Source organism: Arsenicitalea aurantiaca (genome assembly GCF_003994485.1).
Classification (GTDB): Bacteria; Pseudomonadota; Alphaproteobacteria; order Rhizobiales; family Devosiaceae; genus Arsenicitalea; species Arsenicitalea aurantiaca.
In genome coordinates, this window is record NZ_RZNJ01000002.1 from 334,379 (window position 1) to 359,977 (window position 25,599).

Consider the following 25,599-nt stretch of genomic DNA (forward strand, 5'->3'; position numbering starts at 1 on the left):
TGCGATAAGCCCTAGCCCAAGCAAGCCACCCTGTTTCGCGCCTCCCTCCCGGCCGTTTTTCTTCAGGGTGCGCCGGCCGCCCGGCCGGCCCAACGATTAGGCTGCCGCATGAACGACCTGCTCAGCAACTACCTGCCGATCGTCATCTTCATCGGCCTCTCCGCGCTTATCGGCGTCGCCCTTCTGGTCGCGCCGTTCCTGATCGCGGTGAAGCGTCCCGATCCCGAGAAGGTCTCCGCCTATGAGTGCGGATTCGATGCCTTCGACGATGCGCGCATGAAGTTCGACGTCCGCTTCTACCTGGTCTCGATCCTGTTCATCATCTTCGATCTCGAAGTGGCCTTCCTCTTCCCCTGGGCTGTGGCCTTCGGGGACGTGGGTTGGTTCGGCTTCTGGTCGATGATGATCTTCCTGGGGGTCCTGACCGTAGGCTTCCTCTATGAGTGGCGCAAAGGGGCACTGGAATGGGATTGACCCGTAACGAGACTCTGGTCGCGCCGGCCCCGGTCGGGGTGCTCGACCCGCGCACTGGCCGCCCGGTGGGTGAGGGGGATCCCTTCTTCACCGACATCAATGACGAGCTGGCCGACAAGGGCTTCGTCGTCACCGCGACTGACGATCTCATCAACTGGGCGCGCACCGGCTCGCTCATGTGGATGACGTTCGGGCTCGCCTGTTGCGCGGTCGAGATGATCCAGATGTCCATGCCCCGCTACGACATCGAGCGGTTCGGCCTCGCCCCGCGCGCGTCCCCGCGCCAGTCCGACGTGATGATCGTCGCGGGCACGCTGACCAACAAGATGGCTCCGGCGCTGCGCAAGGTCTATGACCAGATGCCAGAGCCGCGCTACGTCATCTCCATGGGCAGCTGCGCCAATGGCGGCGGCTATTATCACTATTCCTATTCGGTCGTGCGCGGCTGCGACCGGGTGGTCCCGGTCGACATCTACGTGCCCGGCTGCCCGCCGACTGCAGAGGCGCTGCTTTATGGCTGCCTCATGCTGCAGAAGAAAATCCGCCGCACCGGTACGATCGAGAGATAGCACCCAATGCAGGACGTTCCCGCCATCACGCCGCTCGAAGCCCTGGGCGAGACGATCGTCGCCGCCCTCGGCGACCGCCTCATTGAGCATCGCCACGCCTATGGCGAGCTGACGCTCGTCGTCGAGCGTGACGCGATCATCGAGGTTCTTACCTGGCTTCGCGACGATCCGGCTTGCCTGTTCGTCAACCTCACCGACATCTGCGGGGTGGATTATCCGAGCCGCGAGGAGCGCTTCGAGGTCGTCTATCACCTGTTGAGCCCCAGGAAGAATCTTCGCATCCGCGTCAAGCTGGCGACGGACGAGGAGACCCCGGTCGCAAGCGCCACCGCGGTGTTCCCGGCGGCCGACTGGTATGAGCGCGAGGCCTACGATCTTTACGGGATCCTCTTTTCGGGCCATCCCGACCTCCGCCGCATCCTCACCGATTACGGCTTTGACGGGCATCCGCTGCGCAAGGATTTCCCGCTGACCGGCTTCGTCGAGGTGCGCTACGACGAGGAACGCAAGCGCGTCGTCTACGAGCCGGTAACGCTCGCGCAGGAATTCCGCAATTTCGACTATCTCTCGCCCTGGGAAGGCACCGACTACGTGCTGCCGGGCGACGAGAAGGCGAAGGGCTGAAAGCGGGCATCACCCGAATTCATCCCGTCCGAGTAATGACGATCCGTTGGCGACCGGAGGTCGCGCTATGTCCGAAGCAGAAGTCCGCAATTTCACGATCAATTTCGGTCCGCAGCACCCCGCGGCGCACGGCGTGCTCCGCCTCGTGCTCGAGCTGGACGGCGAAGTCGTCGAGCGCGTCGATCCCCATATCGGGCTTCTTCACCGCGGCACCGAAAAGCTGATCGAGCACAAGACCTATCTGCAGTCCGTGCCCTATTTCGATCGGCTCGACTATGTCGCGCCGATGAACCAGGAGCACGCTTTCGCGCTCGCGGTCGAGCGGCTGCTGGGAATCGAGGTGCCCTTCCGCGGACAGCTGATCCGGGTGCTTTACTCGGAAATCGGCCGGCTTCTCTCGCACATTCTCAACACCACGACCCAGGCGCTCGACGTGGGCGCGCTGACGCCCCCGCTCTGGGGGTTCGACGAGCGCGAGAAGCTCATGATGTTCTACGAGCGCGCTTCGGGCAGCCGGATGCATGCCGCCTATATCCGGCCCGGTGGCGTCCACCAGGACCTGCCGCAGGATCTGATCGACGACATCGAAGCGTTCTGCGATCCCTTCCTCAAGGTCTGCGACGACCTCGAAGGGCTTATGACCGGCAACCGCATCTTCATGCAGCGCAATGCCGATATCGGCGTCGTGACGCTCGAAGAGGCCTGGGCGCGCGGATTTTCCGGGGTGATGATCCGCGGGTCGGGCGCGCCCTGGGACCTGCGCAAGGCGCAGCCCTATGAGTGCTACGATCGGCTCGAGTTCGACATTCCGGTCGGCAAGAACGGCGATTGCTACGATCGATATCTCGTGCGCATGGACGAGATGCGCCAGTCGATCCGCATCATGAAGCAGTGCATCGCCCTGCTGAACAGCCCAGAGGGCAGGACGCCGATCTCTTCGGTCGACGGCAAGGTCGTGCCGCCGAAGCGCGGCGAGATGAAGCGCTCGATGGAAGCGCTCATCCATCACTTCAAGCTCTATACCGAGGGCTACAAGGTTCCCGCAGGCGAGGTCTATGCCGCCGTGGAGGCGCCCAAAGGCGAGTTCGGCGTCTACCTCGTCTCCGATGGCACCAACAAGCCCTACCGCTGCAAGATCAAGGCGCCCGGCTTCGCGCATCTTCAGGCCATGGACTTCATGACCCGCGGCCACATGCTCGCCGACGTTTCGGCGGTGCTCGGGTCTCTCGATATCGTCTTCGGGGAGGTGGACCGCTGATGTCCGTACGTCGTCTCGCAGAAGAAGCCGTCCAGCCCGAGCGCTTCGCCTTTTCCAACGACAACGCCCAGTGGGCGGAGTGGAAGATCGGCCAGTATCCTGCCGGCCGCCAGCAGTCGGCGGTGATCCCGCTGTTGATGCGCGCACAGGATCAGGAAGGCTGGGTGAGCCGCGCAGCGATCGAGAGCATCGCCGACATGCTCGACATGCCCTATATCCGCGTGCTCGAAGTTGCGACGTTCTACACCCAGTTTCAGCTCAAGCCCGTGGGCACGCGCGCCCACATCCAGGTGTGCGGCACGACCCCGTGCATGCTTCGGGGTGCTGAAGACATCCGGGCCGTCTGCCAGTCCAGGATTCACCCCGAACCCTTCGAGACGAATGCCGATGGGACGCTGAGCTGGGAAGAGGTCGAGTGTCTCGGAGCCTGCGTCAACGCGCCGATGGTGGCGATCTTCCACGACACCTATGAGGATCTGACGCCAGAGCGGATGGGCGAGATCATCGATGCCTTTGCGGCGGGACGTGGCGACACAGTTCAGCCCGGCCCGCAGAACGGGCGCACCTTTGCGGCGGCGGCGACAGGCCAGACCACGCTTCGTTTCGAGCCGGACAGCGATCGCAGCGATGAACCGGTCGCTGCGACGCCGGCGGCGGCTGCCGATCCGACCGAGCCGACCGCTCCGGGTCGTGGGTCTGACGTGGTCGAAGAGACAGCCCCCGGCCTCAAGGGCCCTGCGCCCGACGCGCCCAAGGTCTCCATGGCTGAAGCCGAGGCCGAACGCGCGGAATTCGACAAGCGTGCCGAAGGCGGCGAGCCGAACGACGCCATGCGTGAAGGCGCTGTTGGCGCCGAGGCTGCTGGCGGCAAGCTCGACGAAGGCAAGGCGGTCGGCAAGCCGAGCCATGGCGGGGCAGGCGACGGAGCAAGTTCGGCAGGCCCAGACGCCGACGACGTGGCCGGCGCGCCCAAGGCAGAGGACAAGTCCGATGACAAATGAGCGCATGCGTATCCAGCTGAACTGGAAAAGCTATCTGATCGGCGCGGTCTTCATCGTCGCCTCAATGCTCGTCTTCCGGATGGCGCTGCCCGCCATCCTAGATTTCGATACCACCCTGGTCATCGCCTCGAGCGTCATCGGCGTCATGGCCTGGTTCATTTTCATGTTCTCGCGCAACAGGGCGGACTGATCCATGCTCGCCGACAAGGACCGCATCTTCACCAATCTCTATGGCCAGCGCGACTGGCGTCTGGAGGGCGCGCGCGCCCGCGGCGCCTGGGCCGGAACGGCCGATTTCGTCGCCCAAGGGCGCGACTGGATCACCAACGAGGTGAAGGCCTCGGGCCTGCGCGGCCGAGGCGGCGCTGGTTTTCCCACCGCGCTCAAATGGAGCTTCATGCCCAAGACGAGCGACGGGCGCCCTCACTACCTCGTCGTCAATGCCGACGAGTCCGAGCCCGGCACCTGCAAGGATCGCGAGATCCTGCGTCACGATCCGCACCATCTGGTTGAAGGATGTCTGCTCGCAGGCCGCGCCATGGATGCGCATACCGCCATCATCTACGTGCGCGGCGAGTTCATCCGTGAGCGCCAGCATCTCGAGCAGGCCGTTCAGGAAGCTTATGATGCGCGCCTCATCGGCAAGGACAATGTTCACGGCTGGGATTTCGATATCATCGTCCACCATGGCGCCGGCGCTTATATCTGCGGGGAAGAGACGGCACTGCTGGAGAGCCTGGAGGGCAAGAAGGGGCAGCCACGGCTGAAGCCACCATTCCCGGCTGCCATGGGTGTCTGGGGTTGCCCGACCACCGTCAACAATGTCGAGTCGATCGCCGTCGTCCCCGAGATCCTGCGTCGCGGTGGTGGCTGGTTTGCCGGCTTCGGCCGCGCGAACAACACCGGCACCAAGCTCTTCTGCGTGTCGGGCCACGTGAACACGCCCGCGACTTTTGAAGAATCAATGGGCCTCACCTTCGAGGAACTGATCGAGACCCATTGCGGCGGCATTCGCGGCGGCTGGGACAATCTTCTCGCCGTCATCCCCGGCGGTTCGTCCGTACCGTGCGTGCCCGGCGAAAAGATGCGGCATGCGGTGATGGATTTCGACGGCCTCAAGGAAGTCGGTTCGTCCCTTGGGACTGCTGCCGTCATCGTGATGGACAAGCAGACCGACATCATCAAGGCCATCTGGCGCCTCTCTGCCTTCTACAAGCACGAGAGCTGCGGGCAGTGCACGCCCTGCCGCGAAGGGACCGGCTGGATGATGCGTGTGATGGCGCGCATGGTGGAGGGGCGCGCGCAGAAGCGCGAGATCGACATGCTGTTCGAGGTGACCAAGCAAGTCGAAGGTCACACCATCTGCGCGCTCGGCGATGCGGCCGCGTGGCCCATCCAGGGGCTGATCCGCAATTTCCGCCATGTCATCGAAGAGCGGATCGACCAGTACACGTACAATTCCACCACCGAGGGCGCCGTACCCTCGATCGCGGCGGAGTAGACCCATGGCAAACATCAAGGTCGACGGCCAGCTTATCGATGTGCCGGACTATTTTACCCTCATGCAGGCGGCCGAGGCCGCCGGCGCCGAGATTCCGCGCTTCTGCTATCACGAGCGCCTGTCGGTTGCCGGCAATTGCCGGATGTGCCTCGTCGAGGTGAAGGGCGGCCCCCCGAAGCCGCAGGCGAGCTGCGCCATGGCGGTCAAGGATCTGCGTCCTGGTCCAAATGGCGAACCGCCCGAAATGTTCACCAACACCCCCATGGTCAAGAAGGCCCGGGAGGGGGTGATGGAATTTCTGCTGATCAACCATCCACTTGACTGTCCGATCTGCGATCAGGGCGGCGAGTGCGATCTGCAGGATCAGGCCATGGCCTATGGCGTCGACAAGAACCGCTTCGCAGAGAACAAGCGCGCCGTTGAAGACAAATATATGGGCCCGCTGATCAAGACCGCGATGAACCGCTGCATTCACTGCACGCGTTGCGTCAGGTTTACGACGGAAGTGGCTGGAATCTCCGAGCTCGGCCTGCTCGGTCGCGGCGAAGATGCCGAAATCACCCCCTATCTCGAACGCGCCTTGACGTCCGAACTGCAGGGCAACGTCATCGATCTTTGCCCGGTCGGCGCGCTCACCTCCAAGCCCTATGCGTTCGCCGCCCGGCCGTGGGAACTGGTGAAGACCGAATCCATCGACGTGATGGACGCGGTAGGGTCCAACATCCGCGTCGACAGCCGCGGCCGCGAGGTGATGCGCATTCTTCCCCGCATCAACGAAGCGATCAATGAAGAGTGGATTTCGGACAAGACCCGCTTCGTATGGGACGGGCTCCGCAGCCAGCGGCTCGACCGCCCCTATGTCCGGACCGGCGGCAAGCTGCGGCCTGCCGACTGGAACGAGGCGTTCGCGACGATCGCAGCGGCAGTTGGAAAATCCCGAGGCAACCGGATCGGTGCCATCGCCGGGGATCTGGCCGCGGTGGAGGAAGTCTATGCCCTCCGCCAGCTCATGCGCCAGCTCGGGTCGAGCAACATCGATTGCCGGCCGGCAGGGTCCACGCTGACGACCCGCTATGGTCGCGCCGGCTATGTGTTCAACCCGGGCATTGCCGGCATCGAGCAGGCCGACGCCATTCTGATCGTCGGGGCTAACCCGCGGCGCGAAGCCTCCGTGCTCAACGCGCGGATCCGCAAGGCCTGGCGCGCGACGGGCGTTCCCGTTGCAGTGATCGGCGAAGCGGCCGATCTGACTTATGACTATACTCATCTTGGCACAGGCATCGACGCACTGGCGGGCCTGACTCGTGAGGGTGCGGAAGGCTTCGCCGAGGCGCTTCGCAATGCCCGCCATCCGCTGATCATCGTCGGCGAGGCCGCCATATCGGGGCAGGGTGGTACCGACCTTCTCGCCATGGCCGCGTCGCTCGCAGCGCCGACAGCCGGGGCGGAATGGAACGGGCTTGCCATTCTCCATAACGCGGCGGGTCGCGTCGGTGCGCTCGATGTCGGGTTCCTGCCGGAAAAAGACTGGTACGACACGGCAGCCATGATCGAGGCGGCCGGTGCGGGCGATCTCGACGTCCTGTTCCTGCTCGGCGCTGACGAGATCGACATGTCGGCGCTCGGCAACACGCTCGTCGTCTATATCGGGACGCATGGCGACCGCGGCGCCCACCGCGCCGATGTCATCCTGCCCGGGGCGACCTACACCGAAAAGAGCGGCACCTACGTCAATACCGAGGGTCGCGCCCAGATGGCGGCGCGGGCAGTCTTCCCGCCGGGTGAAGCAAAGGAGGACTGGGCCATCCTGCGGGCATTGTCCGCCGCGCTCGGCGTGCCGCTGGCCTTCAATTCCCTCGCCCAGCTGCGGGCAAGCCTTTATGGCGAATTTCCGCATCTTTCGAGGCTGGACGCCATCGCTCCTTCCGATTATGGGCAGGTCAAGCGCCTCGCCAAGGTACCGGCACGGCCGCGACAGGCGAAGCTCGCCTCTCCGGTCACGGATTTCTACCTGACCAATCCGATCGCGCGGGCATCCGCGGTGATGGGCGAATGCGCCCAGCTCGCCGCGGGCTTCCGGCAGGCGGCGGAATAGGAACGCATAATGGATCTACTCGGCCAATCGCTGGATTACCTGTTCGGCATCCCCCTCGTCGGCTGGGGAACGCAGGTGGGATTCGTCTATAAGGGCTTGCTGCTGCTTGTCGCCCTGCTGATCTTCACCGCCTACATCCTGCTTGCCGACCGCAAGATCTGGGCTGCCGTACAGGTCCGCCGCGGTCCCAACGTGGTCGGGCCGTTCGGCCTTCTGCAGAGTTTTGCCGACCTTCTGAAGTTCGTCTTCAAGGAGCCGGTGCTGCCTGCGGGGTCGGACAAGGTGGTGTTCCTCCTTGCGCCTCTGGTCATGGCGACGCTCTCGCTGGCCGCGTGGGTCGTGATCCCGATCGGGCCGGGCCTTGCCCTTGCCGATATTAATCTGGGCATCCTCTACATCTTCGCCATTTCCTCGCTCGGCGTTTATGGCGTCATCATGGGCGGCTGGGCGTCCAACTCGAAATACCCCTTCCTCGGTTCGCTCCGCTCTGCCGCGCAGATGGTGTCCTACGAGGTCTCGATCGGCCTCGTGATCATCACGGTGCTGCTCTGCGTGGGTTCGCTGAACCTCTCCCATATCGTGATCGCACAGTATGAGATGGGTCTCGCGCACATGATCGGGCTGCCGCAACTGACCTTCCTCAACTGGTTCTGGCTGCCGCTCTTCCCGATGTTCGTCATCTTCTTCATTTCGGCGCTCGCCGAGACGAACAGGCCGCCCTTCGATCTTCCCGAAGCGGAATCCGAATTAGTCGCGGGCTTCATGGTCGAATACAGCTCGACGCCCTATCTGCTGTTCATGCTGGGCGAGTACATCGCCATCATCCTGATGTGCGCGCTGACCACGATCCTCTTCCTCGGGGGCTGGACCGCGCCGATCGACCTGCCGCCCTTCACCTGGATCCCGGGTGTGGTCTGGTTCGTCATCAAGACCTGCCTCGTCTTTTTCATGTTCGCGATGGTCAAGGCCTTCGTGCCCCGCTACCGCTACGACCAGCTCATGCGGATCGGCTGGAAGGTGTTCCTGCCCATCTCGCTGATCATGGTCGTCATCGTCGCCTTCGTCCTTCAGCTCACCGGCTGGGGCTGGCATGGCGGAAGGATCGTCTGATGCGCATTTTCCACGTTCTCAATTCGCTTCTGCTGCGCGAGTTCGTCGGGGCCTTCTTCCTCTCGATGCGCTACCTGTTCGCGCCCAAAAAGACCATCAACTACCCCTTCGAGAAGAACCCCGTCAGCCCGCGATTCCGCGGCGAGCATGCGCTTCGGCGCTACCCGAATGGGGAAGAACGCTGCATCGCCTGCAAGCTCTGCGAGGCGATCTGCCCGGCACAGGCGATTACGATCGAGGCCGGTCCGCGCCAGAACGACGGAACCCGGCGCACGGTCCGCTACGACATCGACATGGTCAAATGCATCTATTGCGGCTTCTGCCAGGAAGCATGCCCGGTCGATGCGATCGTCGAGGGGCCGAATTTCGAGTTCGCGACGGAAACGCGCGAGGAGCTCTATTTTTCCAAGGAGAGGCTGCTTGCCAATGGCGATCGCTGGGAGCGCGAGCTATCGCGCAACATCTCCATCGATGCGCCGTACCGGTAAGGGCTAGATGATGACGCTGCCGCTCTTTTTCTTCTACCTGTTCTCCATCATCGCCGTGGCTTCGGCGCTGATGGTGATCGTCGCGCGCAACCCCGTGCACTCGGTGCTTTATCTCATCGTGGTGTTCGTCAACTCCGCCGGGCTCTTCATGCTGGCGGGAGCGGAGTTTCTGGCGCTCATTCTCATTGTGGTCTATGTCGGCGCGGTGGCGGTACTGTTCCTCTTCGTCGTGATGATGCTCGAGGTGGATTTCGGGCAAATGCGGCGGGGTATCCTGCAATACATGCCGATCGGCGTCGTGATCGGGGCGATCCTTCTGCTCGAGCTTCTGCTCGTTGCCGGAAGTTTCGTGATCACACCGGAGGTCATGTCGTCGAGCGTCATCCCCATCGACAACACGATGGAGAACACCCGCGCCATCGGTCTCGTGCTCTACACGCGCTATGTTTACCTCTTCCAGGCTGCCGGCGCGGTCCTCCTGGTCGCGATGATCGGCGCGATCGTCCTCACACTGCGGCACAAGCCCAACATCAAGCGCCAGGACGTCGTGCGCCAGACCAGCCGCAAGCGCCACGAGGCGGTCGAAATCAAATCCGTCAAATCAGGCGAGGGGCTCTAGCATGCTGGCACAGGTTGGAATCGGGCTCGGCCACTACCTGACGGTCGGGGCGCTGCTCTTCACGATCGGCGTGTTCGGAATTTTCCTGAACCGGCGCAACATCATCGTCATCCTGATGTCGGTTGAGCTCATCCTGCTCGCGGTGAACATCAATTTCATCGCGTTCTCGGCGGAACTCGGCGATCTGGCGGGGCAGATCTTTGCGCTGCTGATCCTGACCGTCGCCGCGGCCGAAGCGGCCATCGGGCTTGCCATCCTCGTGATCTTCTACCGCAACCGTGGCTCCATCGCGGTTGACGACGTCAATATGATGAAGGGCTAGCCCCTATGGTCCAGGCAATCGTCTTTCTCCCGCTGATCGGCGCACTGATCGCGGGGCTTCTCGGCCGCGTCATCGGGCATCGCGTCAGCGAGTACATCACCACCGGCCTGCTCATGGTCTCGGCGGTGCTGAGCTGGATCGTCTTCGTCGGCTTCTGGGGCGGCGAGTCCGAAGTCATGCGCGTCGAAGTGATGCGTTGGATCCAGGTCGGCGACATGGACCTGCGGTGGATCCTGCGCGTCGATACGCTGACTGCGATCATGCTGATCGTGGTGACCACGGTCTCGAGCCTCGTGCACCTCTATTCGATCGGCTACATGCACGAAGATCCGCACCGCTCGCGCTTCTTCGCCTATCTCTCGCTCTTCACCTTCGCCATGCTGATGCTGGTGACGGCAGACAACTTCCTCCAGATGTTCTTCGGCTGGGAAGGCGTCGGTCTCGCCTCCTATCTGCTGATCGGTTTCTGGTACACTAAGCCCTCCGCCAACGCGGCCGCCATGAAGGCGTTCGTGGTCAATCGCGTGGGGGATTTTGGTTTCGCGCTCGGCATCTTCGGCGCCTTCATGATCCTCGGCGACATCACGTTCGACGGCGCCTTTGCGGCCATCGCCGGCAATGAGGACGTGACCATCAACTTCCTCGGCGGCGAGTTTCACGCTCTGACCGTCATCAGCCTGCTGCTGTTCATGGGCGCGATGGGCAAATCGGCCCAGTTCCTGCTCCACACCTGGCTGCCGGATGCGATGGAGGGGCCGACCCCCGTCTCTGCACTGATCCACGCCGCAACCATGGTGACCGCCGGTGTCTTCATGGTCGCGCGCCTCAGCCCGATCTTCGAAACGTCCGCGGTCGCGCTGACGGTGGTCGTCGTCATCGGCGCCATCACCGCATTCTTTGCGGCAACGGTGGGGCTCGTTCAGAACGACATCAAGCGCGTCATCGCTTATTCGACCTGTTCGCAGCTGGGTTACATGTTCGTTGCGCTCGGCGCAGGCATCTACTCTGCGGGCATCTTTCACCTCTTCACCCATGCCTTCTTCAAGGCGCTCCTGTTCCTTGGCGCCGGCGCGGTCATCCACGCCATGCATCACGAGCAGGACATGCGGAACATGGGCGGGCTCAGGAAGAAGATCCCGATCACCTACGCTTTGATGATCATCGGTACCCTGGCGCTCACGGGCGTCGGCATTCCCGGTACGCCGTTCGGTTTTGCTGGCTTCTTCTCCAAGGACGCCATCATCGAATCCGCCTATGCGATGGGCGGCAACACCGGCATGTTCGCGTTCTGGCTGCTCGTCGTCGCTGCTCTGTTCACCAGCTTCTATTCGTGGCGTCTCATTCACCTGACGTTCCATGGCCCGACGCGCGCCGACCATCACACCTATGACCATGCCCATGAGAGCCCCAACGTCATGATGGTGCCGCTCTACATTCTCGGTATCGGTGCGGTGCTTGCGGGGACGGTGTTCTATGATGTGTTCTTCGGCCATGGCGAACACGTCACCCACTTCTTCCACGGTTCGATCGTGGTCAATGAGGAACTGATCGATCAGGCCCACTACGTGCCCCTCTGGGTGAAATGGTCGGCGACGATCGCCATGCTGCTCGGGTTCGCAGGGGCCTGGCTGGCCTATGTTCGCGATCCTGGCCTGCCTGCGCGCAGCGCGGCGGCGAACCCCGGGCTCTATAATTTCCTGCTCAACGCCTGGTACTTCGACAAGCTCTACGACACCATCTTCGTGCGTCCTGCCCGCTGGATCGGCCGGGCCTTCTGGAGAGGGTTCGACGACTATCTCGTCGACCAGACGATCACCGAAGGGCTTGGTAACCGTATCAAGGGCATTACCGCCCAGGTGGTGCGGCTGCAGTCCGGCTATCTCTATCACTACGCATTCGCGATGCTCATCGGTATCGCCGCGCTTCTGACTTGGGCCATCGCGGCGGGGGGACTTCTGGGATGAATCTGGCCGACCACATCCTGACTATTGTCACCTTTCTGCCGACAGTCGGCGCACTGCTGCTGTTGCTGGTTCCCGGTCGCGGGGCTAGCACGGATAATCTCGTGCGCTCGATAGCGCTCATCGTCACGCTCGTGAACTTCGCGCTCACGCTGTGGCTGTGGGCGATGTTCGACAACAGCAATCCGGGCTTCCAGTTCGTAGAGAACTATCCCTGGATCGGCGAGTCGATCGGCTACCGCATGGGCGTCGACGGCATCTCCATCCTGTTCGTGGTGCTGAGCGCGTTCCTGCTGCCGTTCTGCGTGCTCTCGAGCTGGAACTCGATCACCTATCGCGTTCGCGAATACATGATCGTCTTCCTGATCCTCGAGACGCTCATCATCGGCGTTTTCGCGACGCTCGATCTGGCCATGTTCTATGTCTTCTTTGAAGGCAGCCTCATCCCGATGTTCCTGATTATCGGCATCTGGGGCGGGGCACGGCGCATTCAGGCGAGCTATAAGTTCTTCTTTTACACCTTCGTGGGCTCGGTTCTGATGCTGCTCGCCATCATGGCGATGTACTGGCAGGCCGGTACCCTCGATATCCAGCGGCTTCTCGCTTTCGAGTTCAGCCCGGAGATCCAGACTTGGCTGTGGCTCGCCTTCTTCGCATCCTTCGCGGTGAAGATGCCGATGTGGCCCTTCCACCGCTGGCTGCCCGAGGCGCACGTCGAGGCCCCGACGGCCGGTTCGGTGATCCTTGCCGCCGTTTTGCTCAAGCTCGGTGGTTACGGCTTCATCCGCTTCTCTCTCGCAATGTTCCCGGATGCGTCGCTCCAGTTCCAGAGCTTCGTCTTCGTGCTGAGCATCGCTGCGATCATCGTCACCTCACTCATCGCCTTCGTGCAGACCGACATCAAGAAGCTGATCGCCTATTCGTCCGTCGCCCATATGGGTTTCGTCACCATGGGCATCTTCGCGGGTAACGAACTCGGCGTGCAGGGCGCGGTCTTCCAGATGATCAGCCACGGCATCGTCTCGGGCGCGCTCTTCCTTTGCGTCGGTGTCGTCTATGACCGCATGCACACTCGCGAGATCGAAGCCTATGGCGGTCTCGTCGAGCGGATGCCGCGTTATGCTTTCGCCTTCATGGTGTTCACCATGGCCAATGTCGGCCTGCCGGGCACCTCGGGCTTTGTCGGCGAGTTCCTGACCATGCTTGGCACCTTCCAGGTCAGCACCTGGGCCGCCTTCGGCGCGGCGTTCGGTGTGATCTTCTCGGCGTGCTACGGTCTCTGGCTCTACCGCAAGGTGATCTTCGGCGCGCTGACCAAGGATTCGCTCAAGGGCATTCTGGATCTTGATCGCCGTGAGATGGTGGTGCTCGTACCGCTGATCCTGCTCACCATCCTCTTCGGTTTCTATCCGGCCCCGATCCTCGACGTGACTGCCGGTTCGGTCGAACTGCTGGTCAACAATTTTGCCGCGGCAACGGGCAATGTGCCTGCCGTCGCCGCCATGGCGCCTTAGGAGATTGACGTGAACTCCGATATCACCAGCTTCGCCTCGCTGGCGCCCGCCTTCCCTGAAATGCTGGTTGCGGCCGGCGCTATCGTGCTGCTGCTCTTCGGCATCTTCACGAAGAAGGAGCGCGCCAATGGCGTGGCGATGGCAGCAGTGGTGCTGCTCGTTGCGACGGCGGGCATCGTCATCTTCCATCCCGCGCAGGGCGTCATCTTCAATGGCGGATTCATCGCCGACGAGTTCGCGCGCTTTATGAAGGTGCTCGTCATCGGTGGCGCAGCCTTCGCTCTCATCCTGTCGCTGCCATCCAGCCGTCAGCATCAGCTCGACAAGTTCGAGTACTCGGTGCTCGTCCTGCTCGCGACGCTGGGCATGATGATGATGGTGTCGGCGAACGATCTGATGAGCCTCTATCTCGGGCTCGAACTCCAGTCGCTCGCCGCCTATGTCCTCGCCGCGATGAAGCGCGACAGCGCCCGGGCGACCGAGGCCGGCCTCAAATACTTCGTCCTTGGTGCGCTGTCTTCCGGCATGCTGCTCTATGGCGCTTCGCTGATCTATGGCTTTACCGGTCACACCCAGCTCGACCTGATCGTCGATCAGATCGTCATGGGCGAGCGCTCGATCGGGCTGATCTTCGGCATGGTGTTCCTCCTCGCCGGTATCGCCTTCAAGATCTCCGCCGTGCCGTTCCACATGTGGACGCCCGACGTCTATGAAGGCGCACCCACCCCGGTCACGGCGTTTCTCGCGTCGGCCCCCAAGGTCGCGGCGATGGCGCTGCTCGTGCGTGTCGTCACCGTCAGCTTCGCGCCGATCACCAGCGACTGGCAGCAGATCGTGATCTTCCTGTCCATCGCATCGATGGTGCTGGCCGCCTTCGCCGCGATCGGTCAGAAGAGCCTTAAGCGCCTCGTCGCCTATTCCTCGATCGGGCATGTGGGTTTTGCGCTCGTCGGACTTTCTTCGGGAACAGCGGTCGGTGTCGAGGGCGTGGCGATCTACATGGCCATCTACGTCACGATGACCATCGGGCTCTTCGCCTGCATCCTGGCGCTCCGCACTCAGAACGGGGCCGTCGAGGACATTGCCGAACTTGCCGGGCTTGCGCAGCGCCGTCCGTTCGTTGCGGCAATGATTGCGGTCTTGATGTTCTCCTTGATCGGGCTTCCGCCTCTGGCCGGGTTCTTTGCCAAATGGCATGTCTTCCTCGCGGCGATCGAGGCCAGGCTCTTCGTCCTCGCGGTGATTGGCGTGCTCGCTAGCGCCATTAGCGCCTTCTATTATCTGCGCATCGTCAAGACGATGTACTTCGACGAGCCGGTGCTCGAATACGCCGCGGTCCCTCGGGAGCTCACGGCCGTCATGGGCGTGACCGGCTTCCTCGTCATCACCTACTTCGTCACCGTCGGCGGGCCGCTGGCCGCCGCCGCTCGTGTCGCGAGCGGAAGCCTCTTCTAGGTGGCAGGTTTCCGCCTTGGTGCGGTGGCGCGGTCGGCAGGCTACCGGCTGACCGCGTATGACGAGATCGGCTCCACCAATGGTGAAGCGCTTGCAGCCGCCAAGTCCGGGGATCCGGGCGGGCATTGGTTCGTAACTGATCGGCAGCTTGCCGGCCGCGGTCGTCGTGGACGCCCGTGGGAAGGCCCGCGCGGCAATCTCGCCGCGACGCTCTTGCTGGTTCCCGATGCGGAGCCGGAACTGAATGCCACGCTCGGATTCGTCGCGGGCCTTGCTCTGTACGAAGCGCTTGCGCGGGTTTTGCCCCAGGTCCGGTCGGAGCCGGGCGCTGATGGTCGGCACCTATACGGCGGCAATTCGCGCATTGCGCTCAAATGGCCCAATGACGTATTGGCCGATGGACAGAAGCTTGCGGGCATTCTGCTGGAGGCGACCAGTCGCCCCGGCGGCAGGCCCGCAATCGCGATTGGAATCGGCGTGAACGTTGCCGTGGCGCCCGAAGGTCTGCCTTATCCGGCAGAGTCCGTTCGTAGCCTTGGTGGCGACGCGGACGCCGCCGAAATGTTCGAGGCCCTGGGAGATGCCTGGGTCTCCGCCTTCTCCCTCTGGCGGGACGGCGAAGGCGTAGAAGAGGTGCTGGCGCGCTGGCGCGCTGCCGCCACCGGCCTTGGAGGTCCGGTTGCCGTCCAGCAGGACGGCGCCGTGATCCGGGGCATATTCGAATCGATAGACGGCGCGGGACGCTTGATCATCCGCGCCGATGACGACAGTCGCATCGCGATCAGCGCGGGCGACGTGCATTTTGGGGCAACGGCCAGCGCCCGAAGCTGACCGCACACATCGTAGCGTGGAAACGCGGCGAGGGCAGGGGCCCCGTCGCCTCCGCGCCATTGGAGACTGATGCTGATGGCAAATCCGCAAACCGACGAACTCGTCTTCGTGCCCCTTGGCGGCGTGGGCGAGATCGGCATGAACATGGGCGCGTACGGGTTCGGTCCCCGAAACCGGCGCAAGTGGATCGTCGTCGATTGCGGCGTCAGTTTCGGCGGGCCGCAGGAGCCGGGCATCGAGCTCATCATGCCCGACCCGACCTTCCTCGAAGACAATGCCGACGACGTGCTCGCACTCATCCTCACCCACAGCCATGAGGATCACTACGGCGCGGTGCTCGATCTCTGGCCGGCCTTCGACCGGCCCGTCTATGCCACCTCGTTCAGCGCAGCCATGCTGGCGGCGAAGCGCGCGTCCGACAACATCGTCGAGAATGTCGATGTGCGGCCGATGCAGCCGGGCAAGCCGTTCAGCGTCGGGCCGTTCACCATCGAAGCGATCAATGTCGCGCACTCGATACCTGAAGCCAATGCGCTCCTGATCACCACGCCTGTCGGGCGCGTCCTGCACACCGGCGACTGGAAGCTCGATCCCAATCCCGTCGGCCAGCGCCCAACCGATGTCGACCGCCTCATCGCGATCGGGCAGGAGGAGGGGCCCCTCGCGCTCGTCTGCGACAGCACCAATGCCCTCAAGGAGGGGATCAGCCCGAGCGAGGAGGAAATCGGCAATACGCTCGCCTCGCTGATCGCCGACGCGCCGCACCGGGTCATCGTCACCACGTTCGCCTCCAATCTCGGCCGTGTCATTTCTGTTGCCAGGGCCGCAGAGAAGGCAGGACGCCGCGTCGTGCTCTCGGGGCGCTCGCTGCACCGGATTGCCGGCATCGGCCGCGAACTCGGCATGCTCGAGGGCGTACAGCCTTTTCTCGATCAGGATGCCTTCAAGACCTTGCCGCGCAGCCAGGTCGTTCTCCTATGCACCGGAAGCCAGGGCGAAGCCCGCGCGGCTATCGCCCGTATTGCCCGGCAGGATCATCCCGTTATCGATCTCAACGCCGGAGATCGTGTGATCTTCTCGTCCTGGGCGATCCCGGGCAATGAGCGCGAGGTCAACGACATCCAGAACATGCTGATCGATCGTGGTGTCGAGGTGATCACCCAGCGCGATGCCCTCGTCCACGTCACCGGGCATCCGCGTCGGGAGGAACTGAAGCGCCTTTATGATTGGGTGAAGCCCGACGTTCTCGTACCGGTCCATGGCGAGGCCGTGCATCTCGAGGCCCACTATCGTTTCGGCCGCGAGCACGGCATTCCCAACGTCATGCGCGCGCGCAATGGCGATATGGTTCGCCTCTTGCCCGAGCCGACGCTGTTTCCGGGCGAAGTGCGGGTCGGGGAGCTTTATCTCGACGGCAACATTCTCTGCACCCCCGACGAAAGCGGGGTACGCGGTCGCCGCCGACTGTCGTTCGGCGGACATATCGTCGTCAGCCTTGCCGTGTCGGGCAATGGTCAACTCGCCGCAGGTCCCGAGATCGTCATCGAGGGCCTGCCCGTCGTCGAGGATGACGACGAGACGATTGAAGGGCTGGTGCGCAAGACCGTCAACGGGACGATCCGCAGCATGCCGGCAAAACGTCGCAGCGACACCGATGCGCTCAACACGGCGATCTTTCGTGCCATAAGGGGCGAAGTGAACGCCTTCTGGGGCAAGAAGCCCAACGTGACGGTGTTCGTTCACCGCGTGTAGACCTCGATCGGGGAGCGATGCCCGGCGTCGCTTCCCTCCACACCCAGACCACGGAGGATTGGCCATGGCCGTTTTCTCAATGTTCGCGATCTACTTCGTCGTCTGGTGGCTCTGCCTGTTCATGGTTCTGCCCTGGGGCGCGCGCAGCCAGTCTGACGCCGGCGTGATCCATCCTGGCAGCGAGCCGGGCGCGCCGGCGCTTTTCCGCATCTGGCCCAAATTGCTGGTGACCACCGTACTTGCGGCGCTCGTCTGCGGCCTGCTGTTCTGGGGACTCGAAAACCCGGTGTTGCAGGAATACTGGCGCTGAGCCAGACCTCGCTCGGGCATCAAGAGATCGGATCGAGGCGCTGAACTTTCCATCCCTGCCCCGCGACGCGCCGAAACCTGCGCCAGTCACGGTAATACTTGCGCCTAAAAAGAAAAAGCAGGGCACGCGGGCCCTGCTCCTGATAGTTTCGCGACAATACGCTGGTCTTAGGCTCACAGAAGTGGCGGCCAACGCTCCTCCCTTGACGTTGTCGGCGTCAGGCAGCTACCTGCTGCCTCTTGTTATATTGGGAGGGACCCTAACAACTCGATTTGGCTCTGTCACCTGGATTCTGCATGGCAGCCATGGTGATTTCGCATGCTATCGAAATGGGCGTATTGCCTGCTCCAATACATGCACCTCATTTATGCTGTGCCCATTTCTTAGGCGCCAAAGGTGCTACCGAAAACCGATTCCCAGCGTCCCGCCCCATGCGCTATAGGGAGGGAGCGAATCCCTGCCCCTTCGAGGAGTTTTCATGCGTCTCTCCCAGTATTTCCTGCCCGTTCTCAAGGAGACGCCGAAGGAAGCCGAGATCGTGTCGCACCAGCTGATGCTGCGGGCCGGCATGATCAAGCAGCAGGCTGCGGGGAGCTATTCCTGGCTGCCGCTCGGCTTCAAGGTGCTGAACAAGGTCCAGCGGATCATCGAGGAAGAACAGAACCGCTCCGGCGCGGTTCAGCTGTTGATGCCCACCATCCAGTCCGCCGATCTCTGGCGGGAAAGCGGGCGCTATGACGCCTATGGCAAGGAGATGCTGCGGATCAAGGACCGGCACGAGCGCGACATGCTCTACGGTCCGACCAATGAGGAGATGATCACCGACATTTTCCGCACCTATGTGCGCTCCTACAAGGACCTGCCGCTCAACCTCTACCATATCCAGTGGAAGTTCCGCGACGAGGTGCGGCCGCGCTTCGGCACGATGCGCAGTCGCGAATTCCTGATGAAGGACGCCTATTCCTTCGACCTGGACAAAGAGAGCGCGACCGCCGCCTATTACCGCATGTTCGTCGCCTATCTGCGGACGTTCGCGCGTATGGGTTTGACGGCTGTCCCCATGCAGGCTGACTCCGGACCGATCGGTGGTGACCTCAGCCATGAGTTCATCATTCTGGCCGACACCGGCGAGAGTGCCGTCTTCTGCAACAAGGACCTGCTCGAAAAGCCGATCCCGCCCCTCGATACCGATTTCCGCGGTGATCTCGAGCCGATCTTCCGTGACTGGACCTCGCTCTATGCTGCGACCGAGGAAATGGTGGACGAGGATCGTTTCACCTCCGAAGTACCCGAGGACAAGCGTGTCTCGGCACGGGGCATCGAGGTTGGCCATATCTTCTATTTCGGCACGAAGTATTCCAAGCCGATGAAGGCGACCGTGACCGGAGCCGACGGCAAGGAAATCGAAGTGCACATGGGCTCGTACGGGATAGGGCCGACGCGGCTCGTGCCGGCCATCATCGAGGCCTTCCATGACGATGCGGGCATCATCTGGCCCGTCAGCGTTGCGCCCTTCGAGGCTGTGCTGATCAATCTCAAGGCTGGAGACGAGGCCACCGACGCAGCATGCGCCGAAATCTACGCCGCACTTGCCGCGGCGGGCATCGACGCGCTTTACGATGACCGCGACATGGGCGCGGGCGGCAAGTTCGCCACGGCCGACCTCATCGGCATTCCGTACCAGTTGATCATCGGGCCGCGCGGTCTCAAATCGGGTGAAGCCGAAATCAAGCACCGTGGTACCGGTGAGCGTGAGACGCTGCCCATCGCCGATGCCGTCGAGCGCATCCGCGCCCTTGTCGTGCCGCAGCGGCTGGACGCGATTTGACCGGCCCCTCCGCCGCCCGCTCCACCGGCCCGTTCTCGCGGTTCGAGTTCATGGTCGCCGGGCGCTATCTGCGTGCCCGTCGCAAGGATGCGTTCATCTCGGTCATCGCCGGGCTGACGCTGACCGGCGTCGCCATCGGCGTCGCGACCCTGATCGTGGTGATGTCGGTGATGAACGGCTTCCGTGAGGAGCTGCTCTCCAAGATTCTCGGTCTCAACGGTCACTTCTCGGCTTTCCCGATAGAGCGCCAGTTCACCGACTATCGCGAGACCGTCGAGGCCATCGAGGGTGTCGATGGCGTGACCTACGCGGTCTATTTCGTGGAAGGCAATGCACTGGCCTCGGGCCAGTACGAATCCACCGGCGTCAACGTGCGCGGCATGGATCTGGAAAACATCCGCAAGCTTTCGCTCCTCTTCAACGGCGCCGAACAGGGCGGCTGGGAAGGCTGGGACGAAGGGCAGGGGGTCGCAATGGGCTCCCGGCTTGCCGCTCGCCTCGGCCTCTCGCTGGGCGATCCGGTGACGCTGGTCAACCCGCGCGGGTCGACCACGCCCTTCGGCTCGACGCCGCAGATCCGGACCTATCCGGTCAACGTCATCTTCAATTTGGGGATGGTGGAGTTCGACAGCTTCTTCCTCTACATGCCGCTCGAGCCCGCCCAGACCTATTTCCGGCTCTTTGACGAACAACTGCGCCCGGGTGTCGAGCCGCCGGATATCGATGCGACCGACGAGGAGATCGACGCTGCCTATGTGCGCGTCAACCAGGCGTCTGCCGTAGAGATCTTCATCGCCGATCCGGACAATGTCGGCCAGATGCGCCAGCGCATCCAGCAGCAGATCCAGCGTCCGCTGATCCTGACCGACTGGCAGCAGCGCAACGAAACCTTCTTCTCGGCGCTGCAGGTCGAGCGGGTGGTGATGTTCGTTATCCTCTCGATGATCATCCTCGTCGCGGCCTTCAACATCATCTCGAGCCTCGTGATGCTGGTGAAGGACAAGGGCGGTGACATCGCAGTGCTGCGGACAATGGGGGCCACCCGCGGCTCCATCATGCGGATCTTTTCGATGACCGGGACGACCATTGGCGTCGTCGGCACCTTTGTGGGGCTCGTGCTGGGGCTTGTCATTTCTGCCAATGCAGAACCGCTGCGCGCCTTCATCTCGAACACGCTTGGCGTGGCGATCTTCCCGCCCGAGGTCTTCTTCCTTTCTTCGCTCCCCTCGCGCACCGATCCGATCGAGGTGGCGATGGTGGTTGGTCTCGCGCTCGGCCTCAGCTTCCTTGCGACGCTCTATCCGGCCTGGCGCGCCGCCCAGTACGACCCGGTGGAGGCCCTGCGCTATGAATGAGGTCCAGCTTCGCCTGACGGGCGTGCATCGCCATTACGGTGAAGGGGAAACCGCCGTTCGCGTGCTCGAGGCGGCCGATCTCGAAGTGCGTGGTGGCGAACTGGTCGCGATCGTCGCGCCGTCCGGCGCCGGCAAGTCGACCCTGCTGCACGTCAGCGGCCTCCTCGAGCGCCCGCAAAGAGGCGAAGTGGAAATCTGCGGCACGCCGACCACGGCGCTCAACGAACGTGGGCGCACGCTGCTGCGGCGGGATACCATCGGCTACGTCTACCAGTTCCATCATCTGCTGCCCGAGTTCAGCGCGCTCGAGAACGTCTCGATGCCGCAGATGATCGCGGGCCGCTCCCCGCGTGACGCCGCAGGGCGTTCGCGGGAATTGCTCGATCTTCTCGGTGTCGGCCACCGTGCCGGTCATCGCCCGGCCGAACTCTCCGGCGGGGAGCAGCAGCGTGTGGCCATTGCCCGCGCTGCAGCCAATGCGCCGCGCGTCATTCTGGCGGACGAGCCGACCGGCAATCTTGATCCGGACACCAGCGACATCGTTTTCGCCGCGCTGATGGACCTGATCCGCAATGCCGGTGTGGCGGCGCTGATCGCCACGCACAACCATGACCTCGCGCGGCGCGCGGACCGGATCGTCACCATAAAGTCCGGTATAATTTCTCCGCTGACCCTATAGCGGCGACACCGACCGCCGGATCCTGTCGAAGGCGGCATCGGCAGCCTGCCAGACTCGCGGCAGCGTTTTCCCCGCAATCCCCGCTTTTGTCCCCCACTGCATTTGGACGTGGCGCGTTAACCCGCGATTCATGGTTACCTCCATGTGCGTGTAGACAGGAACAAAAAACGAACATACAAGAACATACACGAAACACAGGAGGCATCCATGCTCAACTTCGTCAAGGATCTCGTCGCGTTCGTCGTTCTTTGCGGCTTTACCGTCACGGCTCTCGCCTGGATGGATGGCGTCTCGCGGCTCGTCTGACTGTGGATTGATCGACCGCCGACTTGGCCCCGGCATCGCTCGGTGCCACAAGAGGTCGAAAGGAACGCCCCATGACCGGACCCGGCTTCGTCCACCTGCACGTCCATTCGGCCTATTCCCTGCTCGAGGGGGCACTGCCGATCGCCAAGCTGCTCGACCTTGCGAAGGCCGATGCGCAGCCGGCGCTGGGAATTTCGGACTCGGCGAACCTCTTCGGCGCCCTCGAGTTCTCGGAGAAGGCTGCGGGCAAGGGGATCCAGCCGCTGGTCGGCTGCGAACTGCCGATCGATTTCGGCGGCGATGTGCAGCAGCAGCGCGGCCACGAGCGCGGGCCGTTCACCAAGAGCACGATCGTGCTCATGGCGATGAGCGAAGAGGGGTTCGGCAATCTCTCGCGCCTCGTCAGCAAGGCCTATCTCGAAGGCGAAAACGGACGCGTGGCAGCAAATGCAAACTGGCTCGAACGTGATGCTTTGCAGGGCCTGATTTGCCTTTCGGGCGGGCCCGAGGGCGCGATCGATCCGTTTCTCGCGAACGGACACGATGCTCATGCGCTTGGGCGGCTCGATCTCCTGCGAGACCTGTTCGGGGATCGCTTCTATATTGAGCTGCAGCGCCATGGCCGGCCGCAGGAGGCGCTGAACGAAGCCCAGCTCATCGACTACGCCTATCGACGCGGCGTGCCGCTTGTGGCCACGAACGAGCCTTTCTTTCCCAAAGCGGACGATTTCGAGGCGCATGATGCCCTGCTGGCAATCGCCGGCGGCACCGTGCTCGCGCAGACCGAGCGGCGAAAGCTAACCGACCAGCATTACTTCAAGTCTCGAGAAGAGATGGTGGCGCTGTTCGCCGATCTTCCCGAGGCGACCGGCAACAGCGTCGAGATCGCGCAGCGCATCGTCTACCGGCCCCAGACGCGCAAGCCGATCCTGCCGAAGTTTGCGGCAGCCCCGGATTTGTCGGAAGACGAGGCCGTTGCCGCCGAGGCCCGTGCGCTTGCCGATATGGCGCGGAACGGGCTCGAGCGCCGCATGGTCGATTTCGGGATCGCCGAGGGCCGAAACGAGCAGGACTATCGCGAGCGGCTCGAGTTCGAGCTCGGCATCATCGAGCGGATGAAATATCCGGGCTACTTCCTTATCGTTGCTGACTTTATCCAGTGGGCTAAAAGCAAGGACATTCCGGTTGGTCCGGGGCGTGGTTCGGGTGCCGGGTCTCTCGTGGCTTACGCCACCACGATCACCGATCTCGATCCGCTCCGTTACAATCTGCTCTTCGAGCGCTTCCTCAATCCGGACCGCGTGTCGATGCCCGACTTCGACATCGATTTCTGTCAGGACCGTCGCGAGGAGGTGATCCGGTACGTCCAGAACAAGTACGGCGCCGAGCAGGTCGCACAGATCATCACCTTCGGCACGCTGCAGGCGCGCGCTGTGTTGCGCGACGTGGGTCGCGTGCTTCAGATGCCCTACGGCCAGGTCGACCGCATCTGCAAGCTCGTGCCGGCCAATCCCGCCGATCCCTGGACGCTGGAACGCGCGCTCGCCGAGGTGCCGCAACTGCGGATGATGTCCGAGGAGGACGAAACCGTCGCCGAGCTCCTCGCTATCGGGCGCAAGCTCGAGGGCCTTTATCGCCACGCCTCCACCCATGCCGCCGGCATTGTGATCGGCGACCGGCCGCTGCAGGAGCTCGCGCCGCTCTATCGCGATCCGCGTTCGGACATGCCGGTCAGCCAGTACAACATGAAGTGGTCGGAATCGGCGGGGCTCGTGAAGTTCGACTTCCTTGGCCTCAAGACCCTGACCACCATCAAGCGTGCGGTCGACATGATCAATCGCGACGGCGGCGATTTCCGCATCGAGTCGATTCCGATCGACGATGAGGCGACCTATCGGCTCTACCAGATCGGCGACACCGCGGGCGTTTTCCAGGTTGAAGGGCAGGGGATGCGCCGGGCCCTGATCGACATGAAGCCCGACCGCTTCGAGGACATCATCGCCCTCGTGGCGCTCTATCGTCCCGGCCCGATGGACAACATCCCGCTGTTCTGCGCTCGCAAGCGCGGCGACGAGGACATCGAATATCCTCACGAAGCGCTCAAGAGCGTGCTCGACGAGACCTACGGGATCATCGTCTACCAGGAGCAGGTGATGCAGATCGCCCAGCTTCTGTCAGGCTACTCGCTCGGCGAAGCCGATCTTCTGCGTCGCGCCATGGGCAAGAAGATCAAGGCGGAGATGGATGCCCAGCGCGAGCGATTCCGCGAGGGCGCCATCCGCTACGGCCTGAAGCCGAGCCTTGCCGACACCATCTTCGACCTGCTCGCAAAATTCGCCAATTATGGCTTCAACAAGAGCCACGCGGCGACCTACGCGCTCGTTTCCTACCAGACGGCGTACCTCAAGGCCCATTACCCGCACGAGTTTTTCGCCGCCTCGATGACGCTCGACATGGGCAACACCGACAAGCTCGCCGAATTCAGGCGGGATGCGAAAAAGCACGGCATCGCCGTCGTGCCGCCCTGCGTCAATCGTTCCGACGACGTCTTCGTGGCCCGCGACGGGCAGGTGCTCTACGGCCTCGGCGCGGTCAAGGGTGTCGGGCACGCGGTGGCCGAGCATATCATGGAGGTGCGCGCCGATCGTCCGTTCGCCGATCTCGCTGACTTTGCGACACGCGTCGATCCCCGGGTCATCAACCGCCGCACGCTCGAGACGCTCGTCAATGCAGGAGCCTTTGATTGCCTGGCCCCGCGCCGGGAACAGGCTTTCATGGCGATCGATGCAATCATCGGCACCGCCCAGCGCACGGCGACCGACAAGACCAATGGCATCGTCGACATGTTCGCCGCCGATGTGCCCGAGCCGATCATCCTCTCACCCCATTACGAACCCTGGAAACCTGCCGAGCGGCTGGACCGCGAGTTCGCCGCCATCGGCTTTCATCTCTCCGGGCATCCGCTCGACGCCTATGCTGAACTCTTCGAGAAGCTGCGGGTGCAGAACTGGATGGATTTCGAGCGCGCCGTGAAGGACGGAGCGCGCGCGGGGCGCCTTGCCGGCACCATTTCGGCCCGCAACGACCGGCGGACCCGCAAGGGCAATCCCATGGCGATCGTCACGCTATCCGATCCGAGCGGCAGCTATGAGTGCATCGCGTTCTCCGAGCAGATATCGAGCCATGGGGCGCATCTGGTGGTCGGGCGGTCCGTCATTCTGACGGTCGAGGCCGACGAACGGCCTGATGGCATCGGGCTGCGCCTGATCGGTGCCCAGCCCATAGAGGAAGCCGCCGAGCGCCTCGGCAAGCGGCTCACCGTCTTTGCCGGCAGCGAGCGTTGCCTCAGTCCGATCCGCGCTCAGCTCAAGCCGGGCGGGGAGGGTGCCGTCAGCTTTGTCGTCATCCGCGATGGTGGGGCACGTGAGTACGAGATCGAGCTCAATGGGCAGTATCGCCTGACCCCGGAGCTTGCCGGCGGCATCAAGTCACTCGAGGGTGTCGTCGACGTCAGGCTCGTCTAGCCGTCCCGTTGCCGTAGGGCCCT

The 25,599-nt window shown here is 63.1% G+C and carries 22 protein-coding genes; all 22 read left to right on the forward strand.

From position 1 onward, the window contains the following. Positions 1-108 precede the first annotated feature (108 nt). The 22 genes from EMQ25_RS06025 (at position 109) to dnaE (ending at position 25,576) form a co-directional block, all read left to right on the forward strand. Positions 109-474, forward strand: coding sequence for an NADH-quinone oxidoreductase subunit A (locus EMQ25_RS06025; protein WP_127187657.1), 366 nt, complete (start codon positions 109-111; stop codon positions 472-474). Further along, entirely contained in the window at positions 465-1,043 is a 579-nt protein-coding gene (locus EMQ25_RS06030; protein WP_127187658.1) for a NuoB/complex I 20 kDa subunit family protein, read from the forward strand. The genes EMQ25_RS06025 and EMQ25_RS06030 overlap by 10 nt, the downstream gene beginning before the upstream one ends. A gap of 6 nt (positions 1,044-1,049) precedes the next feature. Continuing rightward, a complete protein-coding gene (locus EMQ25_RS06035; protein ID WP_127187659.1) occupies positions 1,050-1,667 on the forward strand; it encodes an NADH-quinone oxidoreductase subunit C in 618 nt (205 codons plus the stop codon). Positions 1,668-1,734: 67 nt separating this feature from the next. Then, positions 1,735-2,925, forward strand: coding sequence for an NADH-quinone oxidoreductase subunit D (locus tag EMQ25_RS06040; protein WP_127187660.1), 1,191 nt, complete (start codon positions 1,735-1,737; stop codon positions 2,923-2,925). After that, positions 2,925-3,926 (forward strand): NADH-quinone oxidoreductase subunit NuoE, encoded by a 1,002-nt coding sequence (gene nuoE, locus EMQ25_RS06045; protein WP_127187661.1) that lies wholly within the window; start codon positions 2,925-2,927, stop codon positions 3,924-3,926. The genes EMQ25_RS06040 and nuoE overlap by 1 nt, the downstream gene beginning before the upstream one ends. Next, a complete protein-coding gene (locus tag EMQ25_RS06050; RefSeq protein WP_127187662.1) occupies positions 3,916-4,116 on the forward strand; it encodes a hypothetical protein in 201 nt (66 codons plus the stop codon). Before nuoE ends, EMQ25_RS06050 begins: the two co-directional genes overlap by 11 nt. A 3-nt stretch (positions 4,117-4,119) precedes the next feature. After that, complete coding sequence (nuoF, locus tag EMQ25_RS06055) at positions 4,120-5,427, forward strand: NADH-quinone oxidoreductase subunit NuoF (RefSeq protein ID WP_127187663.1); 1,308 nt, start codon at positions 4,120-4,122, stop codon at positions 5,425-5,427. 4 nt (positions 5,428-5,431) lie between these two features. Next, positions 5,432-7,522 (forward strand): NADH-quinone oxidoreductase subunit NuoG, encoded by a 2,091-nt coding sequence (nuoG, locus tag EMQ25_RS06060; RefSeq protein WP_127187664.1) that lies wholly within the window; start codon positions 5,432-5,434, stop codon positions 7,520-7,522. A 9-nt stretch (positions 7,523-7,531) separates the two neighbouring features. Then, positions 7,532-8,632, forward strand: coding sequence for an NADH-quinone oxidoreductase subunit NuoH (gene nuoH, locus EMQ25_RS06065; RefSeq protein WP_127187665.1), 1,101 nt, complete (start codon positions 7,532-7,534; stop codon positions 8,630-8,632). After that, a complete protein-coding gene (nuoI, locus tag EMQ25_RS06070) occupies positions 8,632-9,120 on the forward strand; it encodes an NADH-quinone oxidoreductase subunit NuoI (protein WP_127187666.1) in 489 nt (162 codons plus the stop codon). Before nuoH ends, nuoI begins: the two co-directional genes overlap by 1 nt. A 10-nt stretch (positions 9,121-9,130) precedes the next feature. Beyond that, positions 9,131-9,739, forward strand: a complete 609-nt coding sequence (locus EMQ25_RS06075) for an NADH-quinone oxidoreductase subunit J (RefSeq protein ID WP_127188140.1) — start codon at positions 9,131-9,133, stop codon at positions 9,737-9,739. A gap of 1 nt (position 9,740) precedes the next feature. Then, positions 9,741-10,061 carry an NADH-quinone oxidoreductase subunit NuoK gene (nuoK, locus tag EMQ25_RS06080; RefSeq protein ID WP_127187667.1) on the forward strand — a complete coding sequence of 107 codons (321 nt, stop codon included), beginning with the start codon at positions 9,741-9,743 and terminating at the stop codon, positions 10,059-10,061. A gap of 5 nt (positions 10,062-10,066) precedes the next feature. Continuing rightward, positions 10,067-12,025 carry an NADH-quinone oxidoreductase subunit L gene (gene nuoL, locus EMQ25_RS06085; protein WP_127187668.1) on the forward strand — a complete coding sequence of 653 codons (1,959 nt, stop codon included), beginning with the start codon at positions 10,067-10,069 and terminating at the stop codon, positions 12,023-12,025. After that, positions 12,022-13,536 (forward strand): NADH-quinone oxidoreductase subunit M, encoded by a 1,515-nt coding sequence (locus EMQ25_RS06090; RefSeq protein ID WP_127187669.1) that lies wholly within the window; start codon positions 12,022-12,024, stop codon positions 13,534-13,536. The genes nuoL and EMQ25_RS06090 overlap by 4 nt, the downstream gene beginning before the upstream one ends. A gap of 9 nt (positions 13,537-13,545) precedes the next feature. Beyond that, positions 13,546-14,991: an NADH-quinone oxidoreductase subunit NuoN gene (gene nuoN, locus EMQ25_RS06095; protein WP_127187670.1), complete on the forward strand. Its 1,446-nt coding sequence runs from the start codon at positions 13,546-13,548 to the stop codon at positions 14,989-14,991. Continuing rightward, positions 14,992-15,822 carry a biotin--[acetyl-CoA-carboxylase] ligase gene (locus EMQ25_RS06100; protein WP_127187671.1) on the forward strand — a complete coding sequence of 277 codons (831 nt, stop codon included), beginning with the start codon at positions 14,992-14,994 and terminating at the stop codon, positions 15,820-15,822. It abuts the gene before it with no gap. 75 nt (positions 15,823-15,897) lie between these two features. Next, on the forward strand, positions 15,898-17,574 hold the full coding sequence (locus EMQ25_RS06105) for a ribonuclease J (RefSeq protein WP_127187672.1): 1,677 nt from the start codon (positions 15,898-15,900) through the stop codon (positions 17,572-17,574). A gap of 64 nt (positions 17,575-17,638) precedes the next feature. Next, entirely contained in the window at positions 17,639-17,884 is a 246-nt protein-coding gene (locus tag EMQ25_RS06110; RefSeq protein WP_127187673.1) for a DUF1467 family protein, read from the forward strand. 478 nt (positions 17,885-18,362) lie between these two features. Then, positions 18,363-19,712, forward strand: a complete 1,350-nt coding sequence (gene proS, locus EMQ25_RS06115; protein ID WP_127187674.1) for a proline--tRNA ligase — start codon at positions 18,363-18,365, stop codon at positions 19,710-19,712. A 50-nt stretch (positions 19,713-19,762) separates the two neighbouring features. Next, on the forward strand, positions 19,763-21,067 hold the full coding sequence (locus EMQ25_RS06120) for an ABC transporter permease (protein WP_127188141.1): 1,305 nt from the start codon (positions 19,763-19,765) through the stop codon (positions 21,065-21,067). After that, on the forward strand, positions 21,060-21,746 hold the full coding sequence (locus EMQ25_RS06125) for an ABC transporter ATP-binding protein (protein ID WP_127187675.1): 687 nt from the start codon (positions 21,060-21,062) through the stop codon (positions 21,744-21,746). Before EMQ25_RS06120 ends, EMQ25_RS06125 begins: the two co-directional genes overlap by 8 nt. Positions 21,747-22,123: 377 nt before the next feature. Then, a complete protein-coding gene (gene dnaE, locus EMQ25_RS06130) occupies positions 22,124-25,576 on the forward strand; it encodes a DNA polymerase III subunit alpha (RefSeq protein ID WP_127187676.1) in 3,453 nt (1,150 codons plus the stop codon). The last annotated feature ends 23 nt before the right edge of the window (positions 25,577-25,599 follow it).